Source organism: Corynebacterium sp. Marseille-P8863 (assembly GCF_946902955.1).
In the GTDB taxonomy this organism is placed as follows: Bacteria; Actinomycetota; Actinomycetes; order Mycobacteriales; family Mycobacteriaceae; genus Corynebacterium; species Corynebacterium gottingense.
In genome coordinates this window covers 102,367-123,151 of the sequence record NZ_CAMPQC010000008.1, presented here as the reverse complement: position 1 = coordinate 123,151, position 20,785 = coordinate 102,367, and the positions used below count along the sequence as shown (strand labels likewise).

At 66.8% G+C, this 20,785-nt stretch carries 17 protein-coding genes and 3 tRNA genes; 6 read left to right on the top strand and 14 right to left on the bottom strand.

Annotated features, from left to right (window positions below; all coding sequences use genetic code 11):
- Positions 1-113 precede the first annotated feature (113 nt).
- The 3 genes from OVO38_RS07720 to OVO38_RS07710 are packed head-to-tail and all read left to right on the top strand — an operon-like array spanning position 114 to position 2,106.
- Complete coding sequence (locus OVO38_RS07720; RefSeq protein WP_416358581.1) at positions 114-1,148, top strand: NUDIX hydrolase; 1,035 nt, start codon at positions 114-116, stop codon at positions 1,146-1,148.
- 14 nt (positions 1,149-1,162) lie between these two features.
- Entirely contained in the window at positions 1,163-1,651 is a 489-nt protein-coding gene (locus tag OVO38_RS07715; RefSeq protein WP_267208144.1) for a YbjN domain-containing protein, read from the top strand.
- On the top strand, positions 1,651-2,106 hold the full coding sequence (locus OVO38_RS07710) for a YbjN domain-containing protein (protein ID WP_267208143.1): 456 nt from the start codon (positions 1,651-1,653) through the stop codon (positions 2,104-2,106). The genes OVO38_RS07715 and OVO38_RS07710 overlap by 1 nt, the downstream gene beginning before the upstream one ends.
- 5 nt (positions 2,107-2,111) lie before the next feature.
- Here OVO38_RS07710 and leuD read toward each other — a convergent pair whose 3' ends face one another.
- Together leuD and leuC are read right to left on the bottom strand one after the other, a co-directional pair.
- Complete coding sequence (leuD, locus tag OVO38_RS07705; protein WP_095534999.1) at positions 2,112-2,702, bottom strand: 3-isopropylmalate dehydratase small subunit; 591 nt, start codon at positions 2,700-2,702, stop codon at positions 2,112-2,114.
- A gap of 40 nt (positions 2,703-2,742) precedes the next feature.
- The gene (gene leuC / locus OVO38_RS07700; protein ID WP_095554677.1) at positions 2,743-4,164 is read right to left on the bottom strand and encodes a 3-isopropylmalate dehydratase large subunit; all 1,422 of its coding nucleotides are present in this window, start codon (positions 4,162-4,164) and stop codon (positions 2,743-2,745) included.
- Between the two features lie 49 nt (positions 4,165-4,213).
- Here leuC and OVO38_RS07695 point away from each other — a divergent pair, with 49 nt between their 5' ends.
- Positions 4,214-4,927, top strand: a complete 714-nt coding sequence (locus OVO38_RS07695) for an IclR family transcriptional regulator (protein ID WP_267208142.1) — start codon at positions 4,214-4,216, stop codon at positions 4,925-4,927.
- Between the two features lies 1 nt (position 4,928).
- Here OVO38_RS07695 and OVO38_RS07690 read toward each other — a convergent pair whose 3' ends face one another.
- Positions 4,929-6,617 carry an alkaline phosphatase D family protein gene (locus OVO38_RS07690; RefSeq protein ID WP_095554675.1) on the bottom strand — a complete coding sequence of 563 codons (1,689 nt, stop codon included), beginning with the start codon at positions 6,615-6,617 and terminating at the stop codon, positions 4,929-4,931.
- Between the two features lie 145 nt (positions 6,618-6,762).
- Here OVO38_RS07690 and OVO38_RS07685 point away from each other — a divergent pair, with 145 nt between their 5' ends.
- Positions 6,763-8,700 carry a metallophosphoesterase gene (locus OVO38_RS07685; protein ID WP_267208141.1) on the top strand — a complete coding sequence of 646 codons (1,938 nt, stop codon included), beginning with the start codon at positions 6,763-6,765 and terminating at the stop codon, positions 8,698-8,700.
- A 307-nt stretch (positions 8,701-9,007) separates the two neighbouring features.
- On the opposite strand, the gene OVO38_RS07680 is transcribed toward OVO38_RS07685, so the two are convergent.
- From OVO38_RS07680 to gltX, 8 genes are all read right to left on the bottom strand, one after another.
- Positions 9,008-9,080: transfer RNA gene (locus OVO38_RS07680), tRNA-Glu, on the bottom strand.
- An 89-nt stretch (positions 9,081-9,169) separates the two neighbouring features.
- A complete protein-coding gene (gene chrA, locus OVO38_RS07675; RefSeq protein WP_267208140.1) occupies positions 9,170-10,360 on the bottom strand; it encodes a chromate efflux transporter in 1,191 nt (396 codons plus the stop codon).
- Positions 10,357-11,433, bottom strand: a complete 1,077-nt coding sequence (locus OVO38_RS07670; protein ID WP_122085623.1) for an ABC transporter ATP-binding protein — start codon at positions 11,431-11,433, stop codon at positions 10,357-10,359. The genes chrA and OVO38_RS07670 overlap by 4 nt, the downstream gene beginning before the upstream one ends.
- Positions 11,430-13,052 carry an ABC transporter permease gene (locus tag OVO38_RS07665; RefSeq protein WP_267208139.1) on the bottom strand — a complete coding sequence of 541 codons (1,623 nt, stop codon included), beginning with the start codon at positions 13,050-13,052 and terminating at the stop codon, positions 11,430-11,432. The genes OVO38_RS07670 and OVO38_RS07665 overlap by 4 nt, the downstream gene beginning before the upstream one ends.
- Before the next feature lie 13 nt (positions 13,053-13,065).
- Positions 13,066-14,124, bottom strand: coding sequence for an ABC transporter substrate-binding protein (locus OVO38_RS07660; protein WP_416358582.1), 1,059 nt, complete (start codon positions 14,122-14,124; stop codon positions 13,066-13,068).
- A gap of 157 nt (positions 14,125-14,281) precedes the next feature.
- Positions 14,282-14,354, bottom strand: a tRNA-Glu gene (locus OVO38_RS07655).
- A gap of 35 nt (positions 14,355-14,389) precedes the next feature.
- Positions 14,390-14,461, bottom strand: a tRNA-Gln gene (locus OVO38_RS07650).
- A gap of 260 nt (positions 14,462-14,721) precedes the next feature.
- Positions 14,722-16,212: a glutamate--tRNA ligase gene (gene gltX, locus OVO38_RS07645; protein WP_416358580.1), complete on the bottom strand. Its 1,491-nt coding sequence runs from the start codon at positions 16,210-16,212 to the stop codon at positions 14,722-14,724.
- Positions 16,213-16,350: 138 nt separating this feature from the next.
- Between gltX and OVO38_RS07640 the strand changes: the two genes are divergently transcribed.
- Positions 16,351-17,484, top strand: a complete 1,134-nt coding sequence (locus tag OVO38_RS07640; RefSeq protein ID WP_095536900.1) for an isochorismate synthase — start codon at positions 16,351-16,353, stop codon at positions 17,482-17,484.
- Positions 17,485-17,496: 12 nt separating this feature from the next.
- On the opposite strand, the gene OVO38_RS07635 is transcribed toward OVO38_RS07640, so the two are convergent.
- The 3 genes from OVO38_RS07635 to OVO38_RS07625 are packed head-to-tail and all read right to left on the bottom strand — an operon-like array spanning position 17,497 to position 20,769.
- Positions 17,497-18,288, bottom strand: a complete 792-nt coding sequence (locus tag OVO38_RS07635) for a fumarylacetoacetate hydrolase family protein (protein ID WP_095535166.1) — start codon at positions 18,286-18,288, stop codon at positions 17,497-17,499.
- A 38-nt stretch (positions 18,289-18,326) separates the two neighbouring features.
- A complete protein-coding gene (locus OVO38_RS07630; protein WP_095546334.1) occupies positions 18,327-18,896 on the bottom strand; it encodes an exonuclease domain-containing protein in 570 nt (189 codons plus the stop codon).
- A 1-nt stretch (position 18,897) separates the two neighbouring features.
- Complete coding sequence (locus tag OVO38_RS07625) at positions 18,898-20,769, bottom strand: DUF294 nucleotidyltransferase-like domain-containing protein (RefSeq protein ID WP_267208138.1); 1,872 nt, start codon at positions 20,767-20,769, stop codon at positions 18,898-18,900.
- Positions 20,770-20,785 lie beyond the last annotated feature (16 nt).

Sequence of the window (20,785 nt, the reverse complement as noted above, 5' to 3'; positions counted from 1 at the left end):
GCTGTGCCTCAACAAACTTTGTCAGCCTATCAAGAGTTTTGCACGCCGTGCGCGGCACGCGGGCGCAGCGGGCGCATTGGCGCGCGAGCACAGCGTGCGCAAAAATAGCGGGTATGGCTGACAAGAAATCGCGCGCGGGCGCACCGCGCAAGGGGAAACTGCACGAGCAGCACAAGGACATCGCCGGGGAGATGTTCCTCACCGGGCGCCACCAGGAGATCCCGAAGCGCCCGCTGGACGAGTTCCCCCGCACCACCCTGGCCGCGGGCGCGGTGCTGTGGCGCGGCAACCGCACCCAACCGGAATCCATCGAGGTGGCGTGCATCCACCGCCCGCACTACGACGACTGGTCCCTGGCCAAGGGCAAGCTCGACCCCGGCGAGTCCCTGGTGGGCACCGCGGTGCGCGAGATCCGCGAGGAGACCGGCTACGAGGTGCGCCTGGGCAAGCTGCTGGGCAAGACCATCTACCCGGTGAAGCACACCACGAAGGTGGTCTACTACTGGACGGGCGAGGTCACCGGCGGCGAATTCACCCCGAACGACGAGGTGGACGAGATCCGCTGGCTGCCCATCCCCGAGGCGAAGCCGCTGATGAGCTACAACCTGGACCGCCAGGTGCTAGAGAAGGCACAGAAGCGCTTCTCGCGCTCCGCGGATACCCGCATCCTCCTCGTGCGCCATGCTCGCGCGCACGAGCGCGCGAAGTGGTCCGGGGATGACAATCTGCGCCCGCTGGACAAGAAGGGTCGCCGCCAGGCGGAAATGCTGGTGCCGATGCTCTCCCCCTTCGCACCCACCCGCATCTTCTCGGCGGAGCCGGACCGCTGCCAGGCCACCGTCGAGCCGCTTGCGGACGAACTGGGCCTGGACGTCACCGTCGACCCTCGCTTCGGGGACCAGGCCTGGCTGGGCGATATGGTCGGCGCGAAACGCGCGTTCGAGGACGTGATCAACGCCGAGGGCACGAGCGTGATTTGCAGCCAAGGCGAGGCCATCCCGGGGCTGATAGCGTGGTTGGCAGCAAGCGGTACGCTGCCGATTGATACGGAAATCAACGCGAAAAAGGGCTCGGTGTGGTCGCTGACGTTCCACAAGGGCCAGCTCTCGGGTGCAGATTACCTGCCTTCGGCGCTACCAGTGAAGTAGCAGAAAGGACAATTATGGCTTTCGCCCCGATTACGCAGGAGCGCGTCGAGGCCACACTGGACGAGCTGGGCCTCAAGCACTACCGCAGCGAGTCGGACGACATGACGGTCACCGCGTTCCCCAGCGCGGTGTGCTTCTTCCGCTTCGACGGCGACATGTTCAACATCGTCGCCCGGTGGCTGGGTACCGCCCGCACCGAGGAAGACAAGCGCGCTTTGCGACGCTGCGTGAACTCCGTCAACCGCTCCCTGCCCCGCCTGCGCATACACCCCACCCCGTGGGAAGACGACGCCATGCTGGCCTTCGTCGATTCCCCGTTCTTCCCCAACGGCGGCGCGGAGGACGAGCAGCTCAAGCGCATGCTGGACTTCTACTTCTCCATGCTGCGCTACGCCACCGATGCGCTCAACGAGGAGCTCAGCGAGCTTCGCGACGACATCGCGCGCGAGCGTTCCGCCGAATCCAGCACTGAATCCGACGCATCCGACGAGGGGGCACAGTAATGGCTGACCACAAAACCGGTTACCGCAACACCGACCTGGACCGCGTGCGCGAGTACTTCCAGCAGCAGGGCTGGACTTACACCGACTCCGAGAACCCGGATTCGTTCCAGACTGGGTTTGCGGGCATCTCGATGGAAATTTCGTACACGTCGAACTCGATCGTGCTGTTTACCACCGTCGGCGTCAGCGAGGTCACCGCATCCCGCTTCGACGAGGTATTGACCTGGTGCGAGGAGTTCAACAACGTGCGCTCCTTCCCCACCGCGGTGGCGCTGGAGGATCCGGAGCGCGACCTCGCCGCGCTGGGCGTGACCTACGCGCTGCCGTGCCACTGGAAGCACACCGACGAGCAGTTCCGCGACTTTGTGGACCGCGGCGTGCTCGGCCTGGTGAACACCGCCAAGGCGTTCCTCAAGGAGTTTGCCCCGGAGGCGCTGGAAAACCTGCCGGAGTAGCGCGTCTAGCGCACCGCCGGCTTGAACGCGGGGCGCTTCGCTTCGAAGGCCTGGATCGCGGGCTCGTCGCGAAGCGTCAGCCCGATGTCATCCAGCCCTTCCATCAGGCGCCAGCGGGTGTAGTCGTCGATGTCGAAGGTGTAGGTGTTTTCGCCGACGGTGACCGTGCGGTCAGCGAGCGAGACCGAGGCTTCCAGACCCGGCGTCTGCTCCAGCTGCTTCCAGATCAGCTCGATGTCGGACTCGCTCATGATGCCAGCGAGCAGGCCGGCCTTGCCAGCGTTGCCGCGGAAGATGTCGGCGAACCGGGGGCTGAAGACGGCTTTGAAGCCGTAGTCCATGAGCGCCCACACGGCGTGCTCGCGCGAGGATCCGGTGCCGAAGTCGGGGCCGGCGAACAGCACCGAGCCTGCCGCGAAGTCCTCCTGGTTCAGCACGAAGTCCGGCTGGTTCTCGCGCCAGTTGGAGAACAGGCCGTCCTCGAAACCGGTGCGGGAAACTCGCTTGAGGTAGCGGGCGGGGATGATCTGGTCCGTATCGACGTTTGACCTGGTCAGCGGCACCCCAACGCCGGTGTGGGTGGTGAACTTCTCCATGATGTGTACTCCTCGTTGTCGTGTGTGAGTGCTTATGGGCTTAGAGATCCGCGGGGCTGGCCAGGTGCCCGGTCACCGCAGTCGCGGCGGCCACCAGCGGCGAGACCAGGTGGGTGCGCCCGCCGGGGCCCTGTCGGCCCTCAAAGTTGCGGTTGCTTGTCGACGCCGACCGCTCCCCCGGCGCCAGCTGGTCCGGGTTCATCCCCAGGCACATCGAGCAGCCGGCGGTGCGCCACTCCGCGCCGAACTCGGTGAAGACCGCGTCCAGCCCCTCCTCTTCGGCCTGCTGCTTGACCAGCGTGGACGACGGCACAACGAGCATGCGGGTGCCGTCGGCAATGCGTCGGCCGCGCAGGACCTCGGCGGCGGCGCGCAGGTCCTCGATGCGCGCGTTGGTGCAGGAGCCGAGGAAGACGGTGTCGATGGCGATGTCGCGCAGCGGCGTGCCCGGGGTGAGGTCCATGTACGCGAGCGCCTTCTCGGCGGCCTGCTTCGAGCTGTCGTCGGTGAAGTCCTCCGGGTCCGGCACGTTTTCGCCCAGCGGGAGGCCCTGGCCAGGGTTCGTGCCCCAGGTGACAAACGGGGTGAGCGCCGAGCCGTCGATCTCAACGACGGTGTCAAAGGTGGCGCCCTCGTCCGTGGGCAGCGTCTTCCAGTACTCGACGGCCGCGTCCCAGTCGGCGCCCTTCGGCGCGTACTCGCGCCCCTTGACGTATTCAAACGTCGTCTCGTCCGGGGCGACCATGCCCGCACGCGCGCCCGCCTCGATGGACATGTTGCAGATGGTCATGCGCGCTTCCATCGACAGCTTGCGGATCGCCTCGCCGCGGTACTCGATGATGTGGCCCTGCCCTCCACCGGTGCCGATCTTGGCGATGATTGCCAGAATCAGGTCCTTCGCGCTCACGCCCTCGGCGAGCTCGCCGGTAACCTCGACGGCCATCGTCTTAAACGGCTTGAGCGACAGGGTCTGCGTCGCCATCACGTGCTCGACCTCGCTGGTGCCGATGCCCATGGCGATGGAGCCGAACGCGCCGTGCGTCGAGGTGTGCGAGTCGCCGCACACAATCGTCATGCCGGGCTGGGTGATTCCCAGCTGCGGGCCGACTGTGTGGACGATCCCCTGCTTGACGTCGCCCATCGGGTGCAGCCTCACGCCGAATTCCTCGCAGTTCTTGCGCAGCGTCTCCACCTGGGTGCGCGACGTCGGCTCGGCGATCTCAAGCAGGTTGCCGTTCACGATGCCTTCAGTGGGCACGTTGTGGTCCTCGGTGGCCAGGTGCAGTTCGGGGTGGCGCATGGTGCGCCCGGCCATGCGCAGTCCGTCAAACGCTTGCGGGGAGGTGACCTCGTGGAGCAGCTGGAAGTCGATGTAGATAAGGTCGGGCTCGTCGCCCTTGCCTGCGGAAACGACGTGGTCGTTCCACACTTTTTCGGCCAGCGTCAGGGGCTGTTGCTCCATGGTGATTCTCCTTGGGTCAACGCACCGTCGAGAAGCGCTGCTTCCCAAAATGCGAGATGCTACTATCCATTACGTGAGACAGTATAGCGAAGACTCCGGCATCAAAGTGCTCGACCGTTCCGTAGCAATCGTCCGCTCGGTCGCGCGGGGCGACAAGACCCTCGCGCAACTCAGCGAGGACACGGGGCTGCCCAGGGCCACCACCCACCGCATTGCCACCGCGCTCGAGGTCCACCACATCCTCGCGCGCACCGACACGGGAGCCTGGACGGTGGGCCCCGCGCTCGAGTCGCTCTCTTCGGGTACGCCGCCGCGGCTGCTCAGTGCGGCGTCGCCCATCATGCGCGAACTCGTCGCCACGACCGGCGAGGCGGTCCAGCTCTACGAGCTCACCGGCGACACCCGCACGTGCATCGCCGCCGAGGAACCCGCGGCCGGCCTGACCTACACCGTGCCGGTCGGCTCGCAGCTCTCGCTCACCGCGGGGTCGGCCGCGCGAGTCTACGCCGCACATGCGCTTATCGACGCTACCCCGTTCCCCACCTCCGAACTGGACTCCGTGCGCGAGACGGGCTTGGCAGAATCCGTCGCCGAGCGCGAGGTCGGCCTCGCGTCCGTCTCGACGCCGGTGCGCGACCCCGACGGCTCGGTCATCGCGGTGCTCTCTATCTCCGGCCCGGCGGAGCGGTTCTCCCCCAGCCCCGCCGACAAGTGGGGCGCGGAGCTCCTAAGCGCCCGCGGCCGGCTCGAGGCCGCCCTCTAAGTTAGGCCTCGACGAAGCCCTCGCCGATGCGCCACTGCTGCTCGTGCGCGAGCGACACGGTGGCGTCCGGGTCTTCGACGTCGGACACGCGGTAGTAGAGCATGTCGACGTAGTCGTGGTGGATGCTGGCGACCCCGTACCCGTGACCGTCAAAATCGATGTGCTTGACCCACGGGTTGTTGTCACGAATGACCTTTTCTACCAGCAGCGAGGTGGAGTTGTCCTCCTCGTGGTAGGTGCCAAACGCGCTGGTGAGAATCTCGTCCACGTTGGGCGCCGAGATGGAGGTGGTGACCATCTCGCAGCCGATCTCGCCGTAGGTCGAGGAGATGGAGTTCGCCCACTCGGAGTGGATGTCGCCGGTGAGGAACAAGACGTTGCTCTCCTGCTCGTCCAGCATCGTGAGCAGGCGGTTGCGCTCGGCTGCGTAGCCGTCCCACTGGTCCGAGTTGACCGCGATACCGGTGGAGCGCTCCTTAATGAACCCGACGGCTTCATTCGCCTTGTCGTTGTCCGCGATGGTGACAAAGCGCATCGGGGAAATCATCACCGAGTTGCCCAGCACGTCCCAGCGAGCGTTGGATTCCTGCAGCTGCTCGGCAAGCCAATTGAACTGCTCGCTGCCCAGCATCGTGCGATCCGGATCGTCGAAGTGGTCGCTGCCGGACTCCTCGTCGCGGTAGGTGCGCAGGTCCATCATGGTCAGCTGCGCAAGCTTGCCAAAGTTGAAGCGGCGGTAGATGCGGCGCTCGCCCGACAAGGATTCCGCGCGGACCGGAAGCCACTCAAAATAGGCCTGCATCGCGGCGTCGCGGCGCTCGTCAAACTGCCCTTCCACGCGGCCGTCCGTGTGGTTCTCCGCGCCTTCGCGCCAGTTGTTGTTGGCCACCTCGTGGTCATCCCACACCACGATCCACGGGCAGGCCGCGTGCGCCGCCTGCAGGTTGAGGTCCGTACGGTAGCGCCCGTAGCGCTGGCGGTAGTCCTCCAGCGTGGTGATCTCCCACTCCGGGTGGTGCATACGGGCGACACCGCTCTTGCCCGCGTACTCGCCCGTGGGGTACTCGTAGATGTAGTCGCCCAAGAAGACCACGTGGTCGATCTCGCCACTGCGTCCGCGCTCGGCCATGTCCGCATACGCCCGGAAGTACCCGGATTCCCAGTTGGCACAGGAGGCGATGGCCAGGTTGAGCTGATCCAGGTCCGCGTCCTCCTTCGGCGCCGTCAGCGCGCGCCCGACCGGAGAGACCGCTCCCTCATGCTCGCCGCTTTTCACGACAAAGCGGTAGAAGTACTCCGTCTCCGGCTTCAGTCCGGTCGGGTCTACGTGCACGGTGTGGTCCGAGGACGCCACCGCCATGACGGAACCCGTCTTCGGCTTCTTGAAGTCCTCCGAGGTGTCCAGCTGCCACTCCAGCTCCACGTCTTCGCCCAGCCCAGAACCCGGTAGCGCCTCGCGCGACGGGGTGACGCGCGTCCAGAGCACGACCCGGTCCGGCAGCGGGTCACCGGACGCAACACCGTGCAGGAACGGCAGGCCCCACTGGTCCGCAGTGGTGGGGGTTTCCGGGGTGGACACGGTACCGGTGCGGGCGGCGTACGCCCCGGTGGCCCCCACAGCAGCGGCGGCAGCGGACGCTGCGGCCGCCTGCAGGACGACGCGACGATTCACACGAAACTCTGAGCTCATGACCGCTACTTTTACCCAACGCTCATGCCTCCGCAAGACGAACAGCGCAAAGTAAGTTACTGTTCACTTAAATTTCAGCTTTCCGCTGCTTTGCACGTAACCGCCTGTTCAGAATCTTCAGATTAAGTAAAGGACCATGGCCTTCATGCGTACCCCTCACCGTTCCCCCGCCCGCCGCGGCGCACTCGCAGCCGCACTTGCAATGTCCCTCTTCGCCGCTCCCGTCGCAGTGCCCACGGCGCACGCCGCGACCAATGCGGTCGACCGCGTCGCCCTCGGTATCGGCGCTGACGAGACCCAGGCGAACGTCGCTTGGCAGTCCGCGCGACTCGGCGAGCAGTACCTCGAGTACTGGAAAAGCGACGATCCGTCGTCGAAGCAGAGCGTGACGTCGGAAAAGGGCCCCCGCGAGGCGCTGATGACCAACCTCGAGCCGGAGACTGAGTACACCTACCGCATTGGCAGCGACAAGATCGGTTGGACCGATGAGGCGACCTTCACCACCGGCGAGGAGTCGGATTCCTGGAACTTCCTCGCGTTCGCAGACGCGCAGATCGGTGTGGACACCAAGATCGATGAGCAGGCCGTCGCCTGGGACAAGGCAGTCACTACCGCCACCTCTGAGCACCCGGATTCCGCATTCATCATGCATCTGGGCGACCAGATCGAGGGCTGGGGTGCGCCGAACCAGCAGATGAAGGCGTTCCTGGCTCCGGAGAAGCTCAAGGAGTACCGCCTCGCCGTGCTGCGCGGCAACCACGAGACCTACGCCCCGGCCAGCATCTTCGACGACGGCTTCTACCTCCCCAACGAGGACGCCGATACCACCGACTACTTCTTCACCTACAACAACGTGCTGTTCATCGGCCTGGACGGCAACCGCAGCTCCAGCGAAGACATTCAGAAGCACGCGGAGTTTGTAAAGAAGACCATCGCCGAGCAGGGCAAGGACGCGGACTGGGTGATCGCCGGCATTCACCAGGCGCCATTCTCCCAGGGCACCCACTACACCGACAATGACGTCGTGCGTATGCGCAACGAGCTCACCCCAGAGCTGTCCAGCGCCGGCGTGGACCTCGTCCTCAGCGGCCACGACCACATCTACACCCGCACCCACCTCATGAACGGCGCCGACCCCGTCGTCCCTGAAGGCGCGGCGAAGGCCGGGGACGTACTCATCCCGGACGAGAACCAGGTCCTCTACGTCACCTCCACCACCGCGACCGGTGGCAAGTACTACGACTTCCAGGACGAGAACAAGGAGAAGCACCCGCGCATCCGCGAGGAGCGCGCGACGGACCTTGTGCACAAGTCCACGGCCCGCTGGCGCCAGGACTACAACCCGGACTACACCAGCATCGATGTCTCCCCGGAGTCCCTGAAGCTGACCACTTACAACATCAACACCCCGTACACGGTCGATCAAGTCACGCTGCAGAAGAAGGACGCGGCGAAGCCGGAGGAGACCACCACCCCGGCCAAGCCGTCCGAGGCCACGACCTCCGCGACCTCCGCGCAGGCGACGCCGACCACGGGCAAGACCAGCCCGGCCGAGACGACGACGGCAACGACCACCGTGCGGCAGGAGCCGAAGACCAGCGTGGTCACCACCACCGTGGAAAGGCCGGTCACCACGACGCAGACGGTGGACAAGACCACCGAGGTCCCGACCACGATCACCAAGGGCTCCCCGGCCCCGACCACGGTGACTACTGCGGTCCCGACGACCGTGCGCGAGGAGGTGGAGAAAACCACCACCAAGCTGGTGCCCACCACCATCACGCGCACGGAGGAGGTCGCCTCCACCGCGAAGGAAACCGTCAAGGAGACGGTTGAGAAGACCGTCGCTACCACCGCGAATGCCACGGTGACCACCACCGCCGAGCCCACTGAGAAGCCGGACCAGCAGCCAGGCGAGAAGCCGAGCGACGACACCGAAGGCGCATCGAGCGGCAGCAGCGTCGCCGGCGCCGTCCTGCTCGCGCTCGGCCTGTTCGCTTCCCTGCTCGCCGTCATCGCCGGCATCTTCGCCCACCAGTACCCCGACCTGGTGCAGCAGATCCGCAACTACTTCAACATCTAGCTCACCGGCCATTGCCTCCCTGCGCCGCCGCCTGCCTCCACGAGGGGCCGGGGGCGGCGCATTGTGTATGTAGTGCCCGGAATCGGCGACGTCCAGGCAGGGGTGTGTGAATCCGGAGCCGCCCCGACGGTGCCCAGTTGACGAGAACCCCGTGACGAAGACGCTGGAAAAACTCCGTGATCTCGTCAACCTGACTTCGTCAAACAGTCCAAACTGCACCCCGCCGGCACGCCGGGCCAGTTACGGCCCACACGACAAAAGCCGGACCGGCTTCCACGCTGTGGTGAAAACCGGTCCGGCTACGTTGTACCCCGTACGGGATTTGAACCCGTGTTACCGCCGTGAGAGGGCGACGTCCTAGGCCACTAGACGAACGGGGCTCGTTCGCTGTCCTTGCGACTTTGTAAACAATAAAGGCAGACCCTACCACTTAGCAAATCGCCAGCTCATGACCAGGTTCTCGCGCGGATCACAAGGCGATAAACCCGACTAGCGCCGCGCCGATCACAACGGCCCACGCGGGGGTCTTCCACGACCGCAACGCAACGAAGGCGACCGCGGCGAGCGCCATCGTCGCGGGCCCTCCGATCCCCGAAGTAAACACCGGCGTGTACAGCGCCGCCGCCAGGATTCCCACTACCGCGGCGTTCGCGCCGGCGAGCACGCTGCGGCTTGCCGGGTGGGCACGCAGCTGGTCCCAAAACGGCATCGCCCCCGCCACGAGGAGCGCAGCGGGCAAAAAGATCGCCACCGTGGCCAGGACAGCACCCAGCGCCCAGTGGATGCCGTGTGCGCTCGCGCCGAGGAACGAGGCAAACGTGAACAGCGGCCCGGGCACCGCCTGCGCGGCACCGTAGCCGGCGAGGAAGACGTCCTCGCCCACGAGCCCGTTCGGCACCACGGCCTGTTCCAGCAGCGGCAGCACCACGTGCCCGCCGCCGAAGACGAGGGCGCCAGCGCGGTAGAAGGTATCCACGATGCCGAGGCCGACGTCGCCGCCTCGAGCAATCAACGGCAGCGCGACCAGCAGCCCGGCGAACAGCGCCAGGCACGTCACGCCCACGCCTTTGGACTGCTGGTACACGGCGCGGTCGCGCGACGCAGCATCGGCCGTGCCGCCGTCCCCGCGCAGCAAACCGAACCCGGCCGCCGCGCCGACGAGGATCGCGGCCACCTGGACCCAGGGGCTCGGCACGAGTAAGACCAGCACCATCGCGGACACCGCAATCAGCGCGCGCGACGCGTCTGTCACCAGCGAACCCGCCATCCCAATCACCGCGTGCGCAACCACGGCCACGGCGGCGGCTTTCATCCCGGTGAGCCAGCCGGCGTGGGTGGCGTCGTCAAGCGTGGCGAGCCCCAGAGCGAAGCACACCAGGGCGATTGCCGACGGCAACGTGAAGGCCGCCCACGCCGCCGCCATGCCCAGGTACCCGGCCCGGCGGAGGCCGAGCGCCATGCCGACCTGGCTGGAGGCGGGACCGGGGAGGAATTGGCAGAGCGCGACGAGATCGGCGTACTCGGAATCCGTGAGCCACTTCCGGCGCTCGACGAACTCGTCGCGGAAGTAGCCGAGGTGCGCCACGGGGCCGCCGAAGGAGGTGCAGCCGAGTTTGAGGAAGACGCCGAATACCTCGGCGACGCTGCCGCGCTGGCTCACTCCTGCTCCTTTGGCGTTGACGCGAAGACCAGTGGTGGGTCGATGCGGACCACCGCGGCGGTGTCGATCTCCGGGCGTGCGCTGCCGGGGGCGAAGGCACGGAACTCGTGGTCGCCCGCGCGCAGCGAGACCGAGTAGCCGTCGCGCTCGTAGAGCGCGGATGTCACGATCATCGTCATCGCCGTCGCTGTCGCGCCGTCGTGCCCGGCGCCGTCGAGGTGGACCATGGATGGCCGGACCGCCACCTCGACTTCGGTGCCGTCCGCCGCGGCGGTGCCCGAGAGCTCGGCGGGCCAGGACAGCTCGGGTAGGCTATCGACGACCACCCGTCCCCCATTGATCCGCCCTGGCAGCACGGTGGCGTCGCCCATAAACGACGCCACCCACGCCGACGCCGGCCGCGCGAGCAGGTCCGCCGGGGCAGCGATCTGTTCGATGACGCCGTCGCGAAGGACCGCGATGCGGTCGGCGATCGCCAGCGCTTCCTTCCGGTCGTGGGTGACGTGGACTGTCGTGAGGTTGTGCGTGCGCGTGAGCGCGACGAGCTCGCGCCGCAGGCCGTCGCGGAGGGGCTCGTCGAGGGCGGACAGGGCTTCGTCGAGAAGCAAAACGCTCGGCCGCGCGACGATGGCACGGGCGAGGGCGACGCGCTGGCGCTGGCCGCCCGACAGCGAGTCCGGTTTGCGCGCGCCGTACCCCGCCAGGCCGACGAGCTCGAGCACCTCTTCGACCCTGCTGCGGCGCTGCGATGCGGGCACCTTGGCCTGCTTGAGGGGGTAGGCCACGTTGGCCTCCACCGTCATGTGCGGCCAGACCGCGTGCTGCTGGAAGACCATGCCCATGTTGCGGTGCTCCGGCGGCACGGCGGACACATCGCGGCCGCCGATGCGGATCGTGCCGGACGTGGGGCTGAGGAAGCCGGCGAGGGTGCGCAGCAGCGTCGTCTTACCAGAGCCGGAGGGGCCGACGAGCGCGAGGAACTCGCCGCTCTGCACGTTCGCGTCGAGATTGTTGAGGCCGACGGTGCCGTCGGGAAACGCCACGGTCAAGTGCTCGAGCTGGATTTCGCTCACTTGGCGCTCCTTTCTGGGTTGCGGATGGTCAGGGCGAGCGCGACGATGCCAATGACGGCGAACATGAGCGCCAGCGCGGACGCCTGGTTGTAGTTGCCGGATTGCTGCAGGTTAAACAGCTGCACACCGATCGTGGTGGTGCCGGGCGCGATGAGCAGGATGGAGACAGTGAGTTCCCGCACCGCGGTGACCGCAACCAGCACCGCGCCGGAGACGACCGCGGGGATGGCCATGCGGCCGGTCGTATCAAGCATGGCGCGGAGCCGGCCAGCACCGGAGATGCGCGCCGCCTCCTCCACCGCGGCTGGCATGGACGCCAGCGGGGCACGCACTGCCTGCAGCACGAGCGCGGTGAACGCGCACACGTACGCCAGGAGGATCACCCACCGGGTGTTGTACAGGTCGGTGTAGCGGCCGTAGATGACCCATCCGACGCCGATGATCAGCCCGGGCAGCGCCGTCGGAAGCAGCACGATCAGCGTCAGGGCGGTGTTCGAGCGCGCCCGTGTGCGGGTGACCAACAACCCGACTGCCCAACCAAGCAGGCCGCACAGCAGCGCAGCACCTAGCGCGAGGGTGACCGAATTGGTGAAGCCCTCGATCACACGCGGGTTCTCCAGGGTGGACTGGAAGTTCGACAGTGAGATGTTTTCCAGCGTAAACGGCACGCCCGGAGCGGGAAGCAGCGCGCGGTACGTCAGGCCGATGAGCGGCCCGAGGGTGAGCGCCAGCGCGACGATCCAGGCGACGACGGACACCGCCGCCCGCGACTTCCCCAGCGGCAGCGGCATCGACGCGCCAGTGTGGGTGGTGTTCGCGGCCCGGGCGGAGACGACGTAGTCCGCGACCACCGCCACGATCCCGAGGACAAGCAGCACCGTGCCGATGGTGGAGACCATCTGCAGCGGGTTGGCCACGATGCCTGACTCCATCATGCGGTAGACCATGGTGGCCAGCGTTTCGAAGCGGACAGGCGAGCCCAAGATCGACGGGATTCCAAAGTCGGCCAGGTTCGACACCGCGGTCAGCGTAAACGCGCTGAGGAACGCGGGGCCGAGCAGCGGCAGCGTGACCGTCCGCAGCACGCGGGCGTTGCCGGCGCCACTGATCCGCGCGGCGAGCTCCAAGTCTGCGGGGATGGAGCGCAGCGCCGCCGCGACGATGACGTACACCAGCGGGTAGGAGTGCAGCGTCATGAGGAAGATCACGCCGTCCGCTCCGTAGAGGTTCCAGATCTCGCGGCCGAACACAGCGTTGAGGCCCTGGTTGTTGCCAAACAGCTGCAGCCAAGAAATCGCACCAACAAACGGCGGGACGAGCAGCGGCGACAACAGCAGGATCCGCAGCGCGCCTTTGCCGTACACGTCCGTTCGCTCGAGCAGCAGCGCCACTGCCCCGCCGAGGAGGACCGCGAAGGCTGACGACGCCAACGTGGTCACCGCCGAGTTCAGCGTCGCCTTTCCAAGGCCTTGCTCCAGCAGGAGCGGAATCTGGTTGCCGCCGAGCGCGAGCGACACGACGAGCGCGAGCGGGGTGAGAAACAGCGCGGCGACGACCAGCCACACGCCGAGGCGCGCGAGGCCGACGCCGGTGATACGGCGAGAGGTGGTAGTGGGCACGGTAATAGTCGGGCTACTTCACCGCGTTCTGGAAGAACGAGACCGCTTCCTCGCGGTCGTTGGTCACCGACTCGAGGTCGGCCTCCATCAGCGGGATGTCCTTGAGGCTCGGTGCGTCGCCAGGTGTGCCCACCGAATCAATCACCGGCAGGTAGTTCTGCTCCACCGCCAGCTTCTGGCCCTCCTCAGAGAGCACGAAGTTGATGTAGCGCTGCGCAGCGTCTTGCGCATCGGAGTCCTTGAACACGGCGATGGGCTCGGTGATAAACGGCGCGCCCTCCTCCGGGTAGGACGTCGCGATCGGGGACCCCGCATCCGCCAGGTCGCGCACCAGGTAGTCCACCACAACGCCCACCGGGTGGCCGCCGCCCGCGATCTCCTGCGAGGTCGGGCCGTTGGACTTGGCAATCATCGGCTGGTTTGCGCCCAGCTTGGTGATCCACTCGTCGCCCAGCGCCTCGTTGCCCTTCCACACGGTCGCGTTGTACGCGGCGGCGCCAGACACGGACGGGTCCGGCATGACGATCTTGCCCTGATACTCCGGGTCGGTCAGCGCCTGCCAGGAGGCGGGCGCGTTGCCCTGGTCGTACACGCCGGTGTTGTAGGCAATCACCGTCGGGATGATGCGGGTACCCACGTACATGTTGTCGGCGTCCTGCGCCTCCTCGATCACCTTGGAGGTGTCCACGTCCTTCAGCTCAGCCAGGTCGCCCGCCTCCTTGTACGTCTCAAAGGTCGGCGCGTCGGCGGCCCAGAAGATGTCGGCCTCGATGCTACCCGCGGTCTTCTCCGCCTCAAGGCGCGCGGTGAGGTCGCCGGTGCCAGCGCGGTAGACCTCCACGTTCACGTCCGGGTTGGCCTTCTCAAAGGCCTGGTTGATCTCGTCCACCTTCTCTTCCGGCTCGGAGGTGTACACGGTGATCGTGGTCTCGCCGCCATCGGCCGCGGCCGTGGACCCGTTCTCGGTGGAATCCTCAGCGGAAGGTTCGGAGCAGCCAACCAGCAGCGCCGCCACGGATCCCGTGGCAAACAGGGCGGTCAGGGTGGTTTTCGCAGTCATGCGCATGTCAATCGTTCCTCGCACTCGGCCATTTTTAACGACCAATACCGTAGCAAGGACTCAGGTACTTCGCAGCGCGAACGCACTATTGCTTCTCGACGCCACTCCCCCGCCCCAAACGCAAAAAACTGAGGCGGCCAGCAAACTCGCTGACCGCCTCAGTATCTTGTACCCCGTACGGGATTTGAACCCGTGTTACCGCCGTGAGAGGGCGACGTCCTAGGCCACTAGACGAACGGGGCTTAAGGACACAGAACAACAATGTGAAGTTCTGTTGCTGGCCTACCTGGACTCGAACCAAGAATGGCGGTACCAGAAACCGCTGTGTTGCCAATTACACCATAGGCCATCGTTTTTCAGTGCTTACCGGAGTAAACTCTCTGTGAAGTTGTTCTCCGTGTTCGCTCTGAACAACGATGATTACTATAACCAGAACGCGCTATACATACCAAATCGCCTGGTCAATGCGCATTTTCGTCGTCTTAAATCACGCCGTTGTAAGTGTGCTTTTGCGGGCCCTCTCCTGTCCTGTGCTCAACCCTGCACAACAACGAAACCCGCGTGACAGGCGGTGGGCCTGGCACGCGGGCGTCGTGAAGCGATGGGCGCCTATGCGGCGGTGAACGGGGTGACCTCGCGCGCGGCGCCCAGGCGGGTCAGCGTGGACTCCTTGCCCAGCAGCTCCATGGACTCGAACAGCGGCGGGGAGACCTGCTCGCCGGAGATACCAACGCGCAGGGCGCCGAAGGCCTTGCGGGGCTTGAGCTCCAGCTTCTGGATCAGGGCCTCGTTGAGCGCCTCGTCGATGGCGTCGGTGGCCCACGCGGACTCGTCGATCGCCTCGAGGGCGGCGATGCCCTCGTCGAGCGCCTGGACCGCGTCCTCCTTGAGGTTCTTCTTCGCGGCCTTCTCGTTCAGTTGCAGCTCGGCGTCCGGGGTGACAAGGAACTTGAGGAGCCCGTAGGCGTCGCCAAGCATCTTGATGCGCGTCTGCACGAGCTCCGCGGCCAGCGCGAACTTGTCGGCCGGGTAGTCGGCCGGGAAATCGGTGTACTCCGTGAGGTAGGCGCGCAGGCGATCGCGGAAGTCCTCCGAGTCCAGCTGGCGGATGTGGTCGGCGTTGATGGCCTCGAGCTTCTTCTGGTCAAAGCGCGCGGGGTTGCCCAGCACGTCGTGCACGTCGAAGGCCTTGACCATCTCGTCGACGGAGAAGATGTCCTGGTCCGCGGACAGCGACCAGCCGAGCAGCGCGAGGTAGTTGATCATGCCCTCGGGGATGATGCCAGCGTCGCGGTGGTTGAACAGGTTGGACTCCGGGTCGCGCTTGGACAGCTTCTTGTTGCCCTGCCCCATCACGAACGGCAGGTGGCCGAACTCGGGCGTGAACTCCGCGACGCCGATGCGCTGCAGTGCCGCGTAAAGCGCGATCTGTCGCGGGGTCGAGGACAGCAGGTCCTCGCCGCGCAGCACATGGGTGATGCCCATCAGCGCGTCGTCGACCGGGTTGACCAGCGTGTACAGCGGGGCGCCGTTGGAGCGGGCGACCACAAAGTCGGGCTGTGTGTTCGACTTGAACGTGACTTCGCCGCGGACCAGGTCGTTCCAGGTCCAGTCCTGATCCGGCATGCGCAGGCGCCACACGGGCTTGCGGCCCTCGGCCTCGAACGCGTCGATCTGCTCCTGGGTCAGGTCGCGGTCAAAGTTGTCGTACCCCAGCTGCGGGTCGCGGCCGGCGGCCTTGTGCCGCTCCTGCACCTCCTCGTTGGTGGAGTACGCGGGGTAGACCTCTCCGGCCTCGATGAGCTTGTCCAGCACATCTTTGTAAATGTCCATGCGCTGCGACTGGCGGTATGGCTCGTGCGGGCCGCCGACGTTGATGCCCTCGTCCCAGTTCAGGCCGAGCCACTCGAGCGACTCGATAATGGCCTGGTAGGACTCCTCGGAGTCGCGGGCGGCGTCGGTGTCCTCGATGCGGAAGACAAACGTGCCGCCACTGTGCCGCGCCTGCGCCCAGTTGAACAAGGCGGTGCGCACCATACCGACGTGCGGGGTGCCGGTTGGCGATGGGCAGAAACGTACGCGCATTGCAGAATCAGTCATGGGGTAAATAGTAGCGCGGACGCAAACAGCGTCAATTAGCAGGCAATTGCTTCTCGACGCCCCTCCCCACGCCCCCGACCACGAGCGCCAAATCCCCAAGAGTTGCCGCACACATTGCGGTTGCTAAAGTCTTCCCTTATGCCGCATACCCCCGCGTCCGATTCCCTCCGCCCCGCGAGCGCACCCGACTTCCTGCTCTCACGCCCGGGCGGCTCTGTGCGCACCCAAGGAGCCGCGCGCCGGTTCTCCGACGCGTGGGACGCAATCGACGCGCTCGAAGCGGGCGACGTGGACATGCTCGTCGGCGCCCTGCCGTTCGACCAGGACTGCCCCGCCGCGCTCACCGCCCCGGAAAAGATTGTGCGCGAGTCCGGCACGCTCGAGCCCCACCCCTACTACCGAGTGGGCCCGGGCGCCCAGCTCAGCGCGTCGGTGACCAGCTTCGACCCCTCGCCGCAGGAGCACCTGCGCCGCATCGAGGCCGCGATCGGCACGATCGAATCCTCCAAACTGAACAAGGTGGTCTTGGCGCGCGCCGTCGATATTGCCTTCGACCCGCCGGTTGATCCCCGGCTCGTCGCCGCGCGCCTGATTGACCTGTCGTACACCCGCGACGGCTTCATTGCGGACCTCACCCCCTCCGGCCGCACCGGCCACTTCTTTGTCGGTTCCTCCCCCGAGGTGCTGGTGAAGCGGCGCGGTTCGGAGGTGTCCTCGCGCCCGCTGGCCGGCTCTGCCGCGCGCATCCCGCACGACCGCGACGCCGACGAGGCGGCGGCCGCAGCCCTGTACAACTCGGCGAAGGACCTGGGTGAGCACGCCTACGTGGTTGAACACATCCGCCGCGTACTCGCACCGCTGTGCTCGCGCCTGGACATCCCCGACCGCCCGGAGTTGGAGAAGACAAGCGAGATGTGGCACCTTGCCACCCCGATCCGCGGCGAACTCAAGGACCCAGCGCCGAGCGCGCTGGACTTGGCGCTGCGCCTCTACCCCACTCCGGCCGTGTGTGGGACCCCCTCCGACGCGGCGGAGGCGCTGATCACCACCGCGGAGACCGACCGCGGTTTCTACGGCGGTGCGGTCGGCTACACCGACGCGAACGGCGACGGTGAGTACATGGTGGCCATCCGCTGCGCCGAGGTCGACGCCGCTGGCGCCACCGCCCGCACCTGGGCCGGCGGCGGGCTCGTCATCGACTCCGACCCGCAGGCGGAGCTAGACGAGACGAGCGCAAAGCTGCGCACCATCATGCGCGCGCTCGGGCTCTAGGTCCGCCTGCCGCTACGCCTTCGCGACCGGGTTGCCCAGCGAGCCGATCCCGGGGATCTCAACCTCGATGAAGTCACCCGGCACCATCTCCGCGGTGCCCGCCGGGGAGCCGGTGGCCATGACGTCGCCCGGCAGCAGCGTGAACGACTGGGTGACCCACTCGATCATCTCACCGATGCTCATGATCATCTGCTTCGAGTTGGAATCCTGCTTCGTCTCCGTGGTGCCGTCGTGCGTGAGGTGGGCCTTGATGGGCAGGTCCGTGAAGTCGAACTTATCCAGGTCCGTCTCAATCCAGGGGCCAAGCGGCGCGAAGGTGTCGATGCCCTTGGCGCGGGCCCACTGTCCGTCCGCGAACTGGAGGTCGCGCGAGGAGACGTCATTGATGATGGTCACGCCGCGTACCACTGACTTCCAGTCCTTCGCTTTGACGTTCTTGCACGGCACACCGATGACGACGGCGAGCTCACCCTCAAATTCCACGCCGGTGGCAAAGTCCGGGATGCGGATCGGCGCACCGGGGCCCACCACGGCTGTCGGCGGCTTGATAAAGATGGTGGGCGGCAGGTGCTCGGCAGATTCTTTAAACACCTCGGCGACGTGGTCCGCGTAGTTACGGCCGACCGCCACGATCTTGCTCGGCAGCGTCGGCGCGAGCAGGCGCACGTCTTCCAGCTTGTATTCCTTGCCCGTGTACTCGGGGTCCGTGTAGGGGGTGCCGGCGATTGCCTTGGCCACCTTCCCCTCGTCATCGATGACCGCGAAGGTCATCCCTTCGGGTGTTGCAATTCGTCCAAAACGCATGCCGACGAGCATACCGAATTACATAGTGCAGTGATACATCACTCACCAGACAGGGCAAGGTAAAGTTCCGCACACGCCAGCGCGTCCGTCAGCGCGCTGTGGCTTGAGTACCGCGGCAGATTGTACCGCTGCCGCACCCGCGCCAACCGCAAATCCTCCCCGCGCGGGTACGTGCCCATCCGCTCCATGTGACGCCGCTCCAGCGCCATCGTATCCACCACTTCGCTGTCGTGCAGGACCCACTTTGTGCCGGTGACCTGCTCGCCCAGGCACCCCAGAAACCCGGTCTCCATCTGGGAGAAGTGCGCCAGCAGCTTTCGTCCATCGATCGCGCGCGCGAACGCCGCCCACACCTCGGCCGGGTCCTCGCCCAGGCGTGCGACGTCGTCGTCGGTGACGCCGTGCACCGTGGCGGAATCGCCCACCTGCGCGCCAGCGAGCACGTGGTATTCGGCTCGCGAGAGGTCGATCACCCGCCCGTCAAGCGGCACCCAACCGACGGCCACCAGTTGGTCGCGCCCGGGGCGCAGGCCGGTGGTCTCGACGTCGACGGCCAGGAGCGCGGCGTCGACAAGCGTCCTGCGGGATGCTCGCGTGAACCCAAACATGTCACACCGCCTGGACCGGGTACTTGCTGGCCAGCGCGTTTTGCAGCGACTTGATCACGCGGAAGCTGTCGCGCAGCGCGGCGCGGTCACGCTCGGTGAGCTCGCGCGGGTCGATGTGGTAGTCGGGGCGCTCGCCCGCGCGCAGCTGCCGCGCCTGGTGGCGAAGGACCAGGTCGGAGAGGTAGTCGGAGGCGTCGAGAAGCTCGCGCGCCCCCTTCTCGGAGAGGGCAGTGCCTATCGACGCCCGCACGCGCTCCCCCGTCGCCACCTCCCCAACCCCCGCGACGATGGCGTACAGGCGCGCCATCTGGACGACCGCCGCGGTCCCGCCGCGCTTCACGTCCAGGGTGGAGGCGTACTCGCCACCGCGCTCGACGACGAGCCCCCGGAAGAACCCGATCGGCGGCTCGCGGAACGTGGCCAACGCCGCCAAATGGGTGTGGAGCCGCCGCGAGCCGTGCGCAGACGCGAGTGCGGACTCGCGCACCTCCCGGGCCACCTCCCGCGCCGCGTCGTCCGAGGCGAACACGGTGCGGAAGTCGAAGAAGACCTGCGCGTGCAGCAAGGCGTCGGGGTCGGGCGCGGTCACCCAGCGGTGGAAGGTGCGCTCCCACTGTGCCTGCGTCATCCGCCACGCCGCGTTGGACGCCATCATCTCGCCCGGGCACAGCGCCTGCCCCGCCTCGCTGAGCCCCTGGCAAACAAACCTCCCGAGGGCGGCGAAGTACTCGCCGTGCGCCTCCGGGTCGTACGCGTTGCCCAACACCAACGCGTTGTCCTGGTCCGAGGCCGGCCCCATCTCGCCGCGCGCCTGCGAGCCCACGGCGACGAACGCGAACGGGACCGGCGGCGGGCCGAGCTCCTCGATGGCCAGGACGCACAGACGCCGCGCGATGGCGTCAGTGATCGAGGTGAGCAGACGCTGCGACTCGGCGGCGGTGGCCCCGCGCTCGAAGAATCGCGCCGACACCTCGGCGGCGCGGCGAAAAGCGCCGTCAAGGCCGGAGCGGCTACTGCGCTCCACGTCGGCGGCGAGGTAGATCGGGTCCGCCTGGAGCAGGCGCATAATGTCGCTGGAGGTCACCACGCCGACGATCCCGCCCGCGCCGGTGACCGGCAGGTGGTGCACGCCGAGTTCGCCCATGAGCAGCATCGCCTCGAACACGAGGGCGTCCGCGCCGATGGTACGCACCGGCGCAGTCATCACCTCGCGCACCGGCCCGCGCGGGTCCTTGCACCGCGCCACGACGCGGGAGCGCAAGTCGCGGTCCGTCAGGATGCCGGGCCGCTGCGTCCCCGTTGCATCGGCGACGATCAGACACGTCACGCCCTGCCGGTCCATCTCGGCAGCGGCCTCCGCAATCGAGGTGCCGGGGTGGACGGTGGCAAGCTTGCGGTCGCGGAGCAGCTGGTCCAGCTCGGTGCGCAGCACCTCCGCGGAGCTCGACCTCCGGACCTCTTCCGCAGCAGCGCGCACACGGCGCGAGGCGGACTGAAAGAATCGCCCCAGGTCCGGGTAGCTGGCAAGGAGCTCGCTAAACGACGCGCGCGGCAGCAGCAGGAGCAAACTGTCTTCCACCGCAACCATGCCGTACTGCGATTCCCGCGCGCCGAGCAGCGTGGAGTAGCCAAAATTCTTGCCGGCATCGCGGCGGTCCAGCAGCACGCCGTCCCCGGAGACGATGTCCACCGCGCCGGAGCGGATGATGTGGAGTGCGTCGTTAATCTGCCCGGGCGCCACGATCGTCTCGCCCCTACGGACGTACGTCACTGTCATTTGCGCAGGCAGGCCGGCGAGCACTTCCTCCGGCAGGTGCGAGAACGGCTCGTGCTGGCCGAGGAAACCTGCGACTTCTTCAAGTTCGACGCTCATGCCCCAACACTAGCGT

Excerpts from the sequence above, each read along its gene's own strand:
- leuD (WP_095534999.1), bottom strand. The coding sequence starts at position 2,702 with ATGGAGAAGTTCACCACCCACACCGGCGTTGGGGTGCCGCTGACCAGG.
- OVO38_RS07630 (WP_095546334.1), bottom strand. The coding sequence starts at position 18,896 with ATGTTTGGGTTCACGCGAGCATCCCGCAGGACGCTTGTCGACGCCGCG.
- OVO38_RS07685 (WP_267208141.1), top strand. The coding sequence starts at position 6,763 with ATGCGTACCCCTCACCGTTCCCCCGCCCGCCGCGGCGCACTCGCAGCC.
- leuC (WP_095554677.1), bottom strand. The coding sequence starts at position 4,164 with ATGGAGCAACAGCCCCTGACGCTGGCCGAAAAAGTGTGGAACGACCAC.
- OVO38_RS07635 (WP_095535166.1), bottom strand. The coding sequence starts at position 18,288 with ATGCGTTTTGGACGAATTGCAACACCCGAAGGGATGACCTTCGCGGTC.
- OVO38_RS07625 (WP_267208138.1), bottom strand. The coding sequence starts at position 20,769 with ATGAGCGTCGAACTTGAAGAAGTCGCAGGTTTCCTCGGCCAGCACGAG.
- OVO38_RS07640 (WP_095536900.1), top strand. The coding sequence starts at position 16,351 with ATGCCGCATACCCCCGCGTCCGATTCCCTCCGCCCCGCGAGCGCACCC.
- OVO38_RS07720 (WP_416358581.1), top strand. The coding sequence starts at position 114 with ATGGCTGACAAGAAATCGCGCGCGGGCGCACCGCGCAAGGGGAAACTG.
- OVO38_RS07695 (WP_267208142.1), top strand. The coding sequence starts at position 4,214 with ATGCGAGATGCTACTATCCATTACGTGAGACAGTATAGCGAAGACTCC.
- gltX (WP_416358580.1), bottom strand. The coding sequence starts at position 16,212 with ATGACTGATTCTGCAATGCGCGTACGTTTCTGCCCATCGCCAACCGGC.
- OVO38_RS07715 (WP_267208144.1), top strand. The coding sequence starts at position 1,163 with ATGGCTTTCGCCCCGATTACGCAGGAGCGCGTCGAGGCCACACTGGAC.
- OVO38_RS07690 (WP_095554675.1), bottom strand. The coding sequence starts at position 6,617 with ATGAGCTCAGAGTTTCGTGTGAATCGTCGCGTCGTCCTGCAGGCGGCC.
- OVO38_RS07710 (WP_267208143.1), top strand. The coding sequence starts at position 1,651 with ATGGCTGACCACAAAACCGGTTACCGCAACACCGACCTGGACCGCGTG.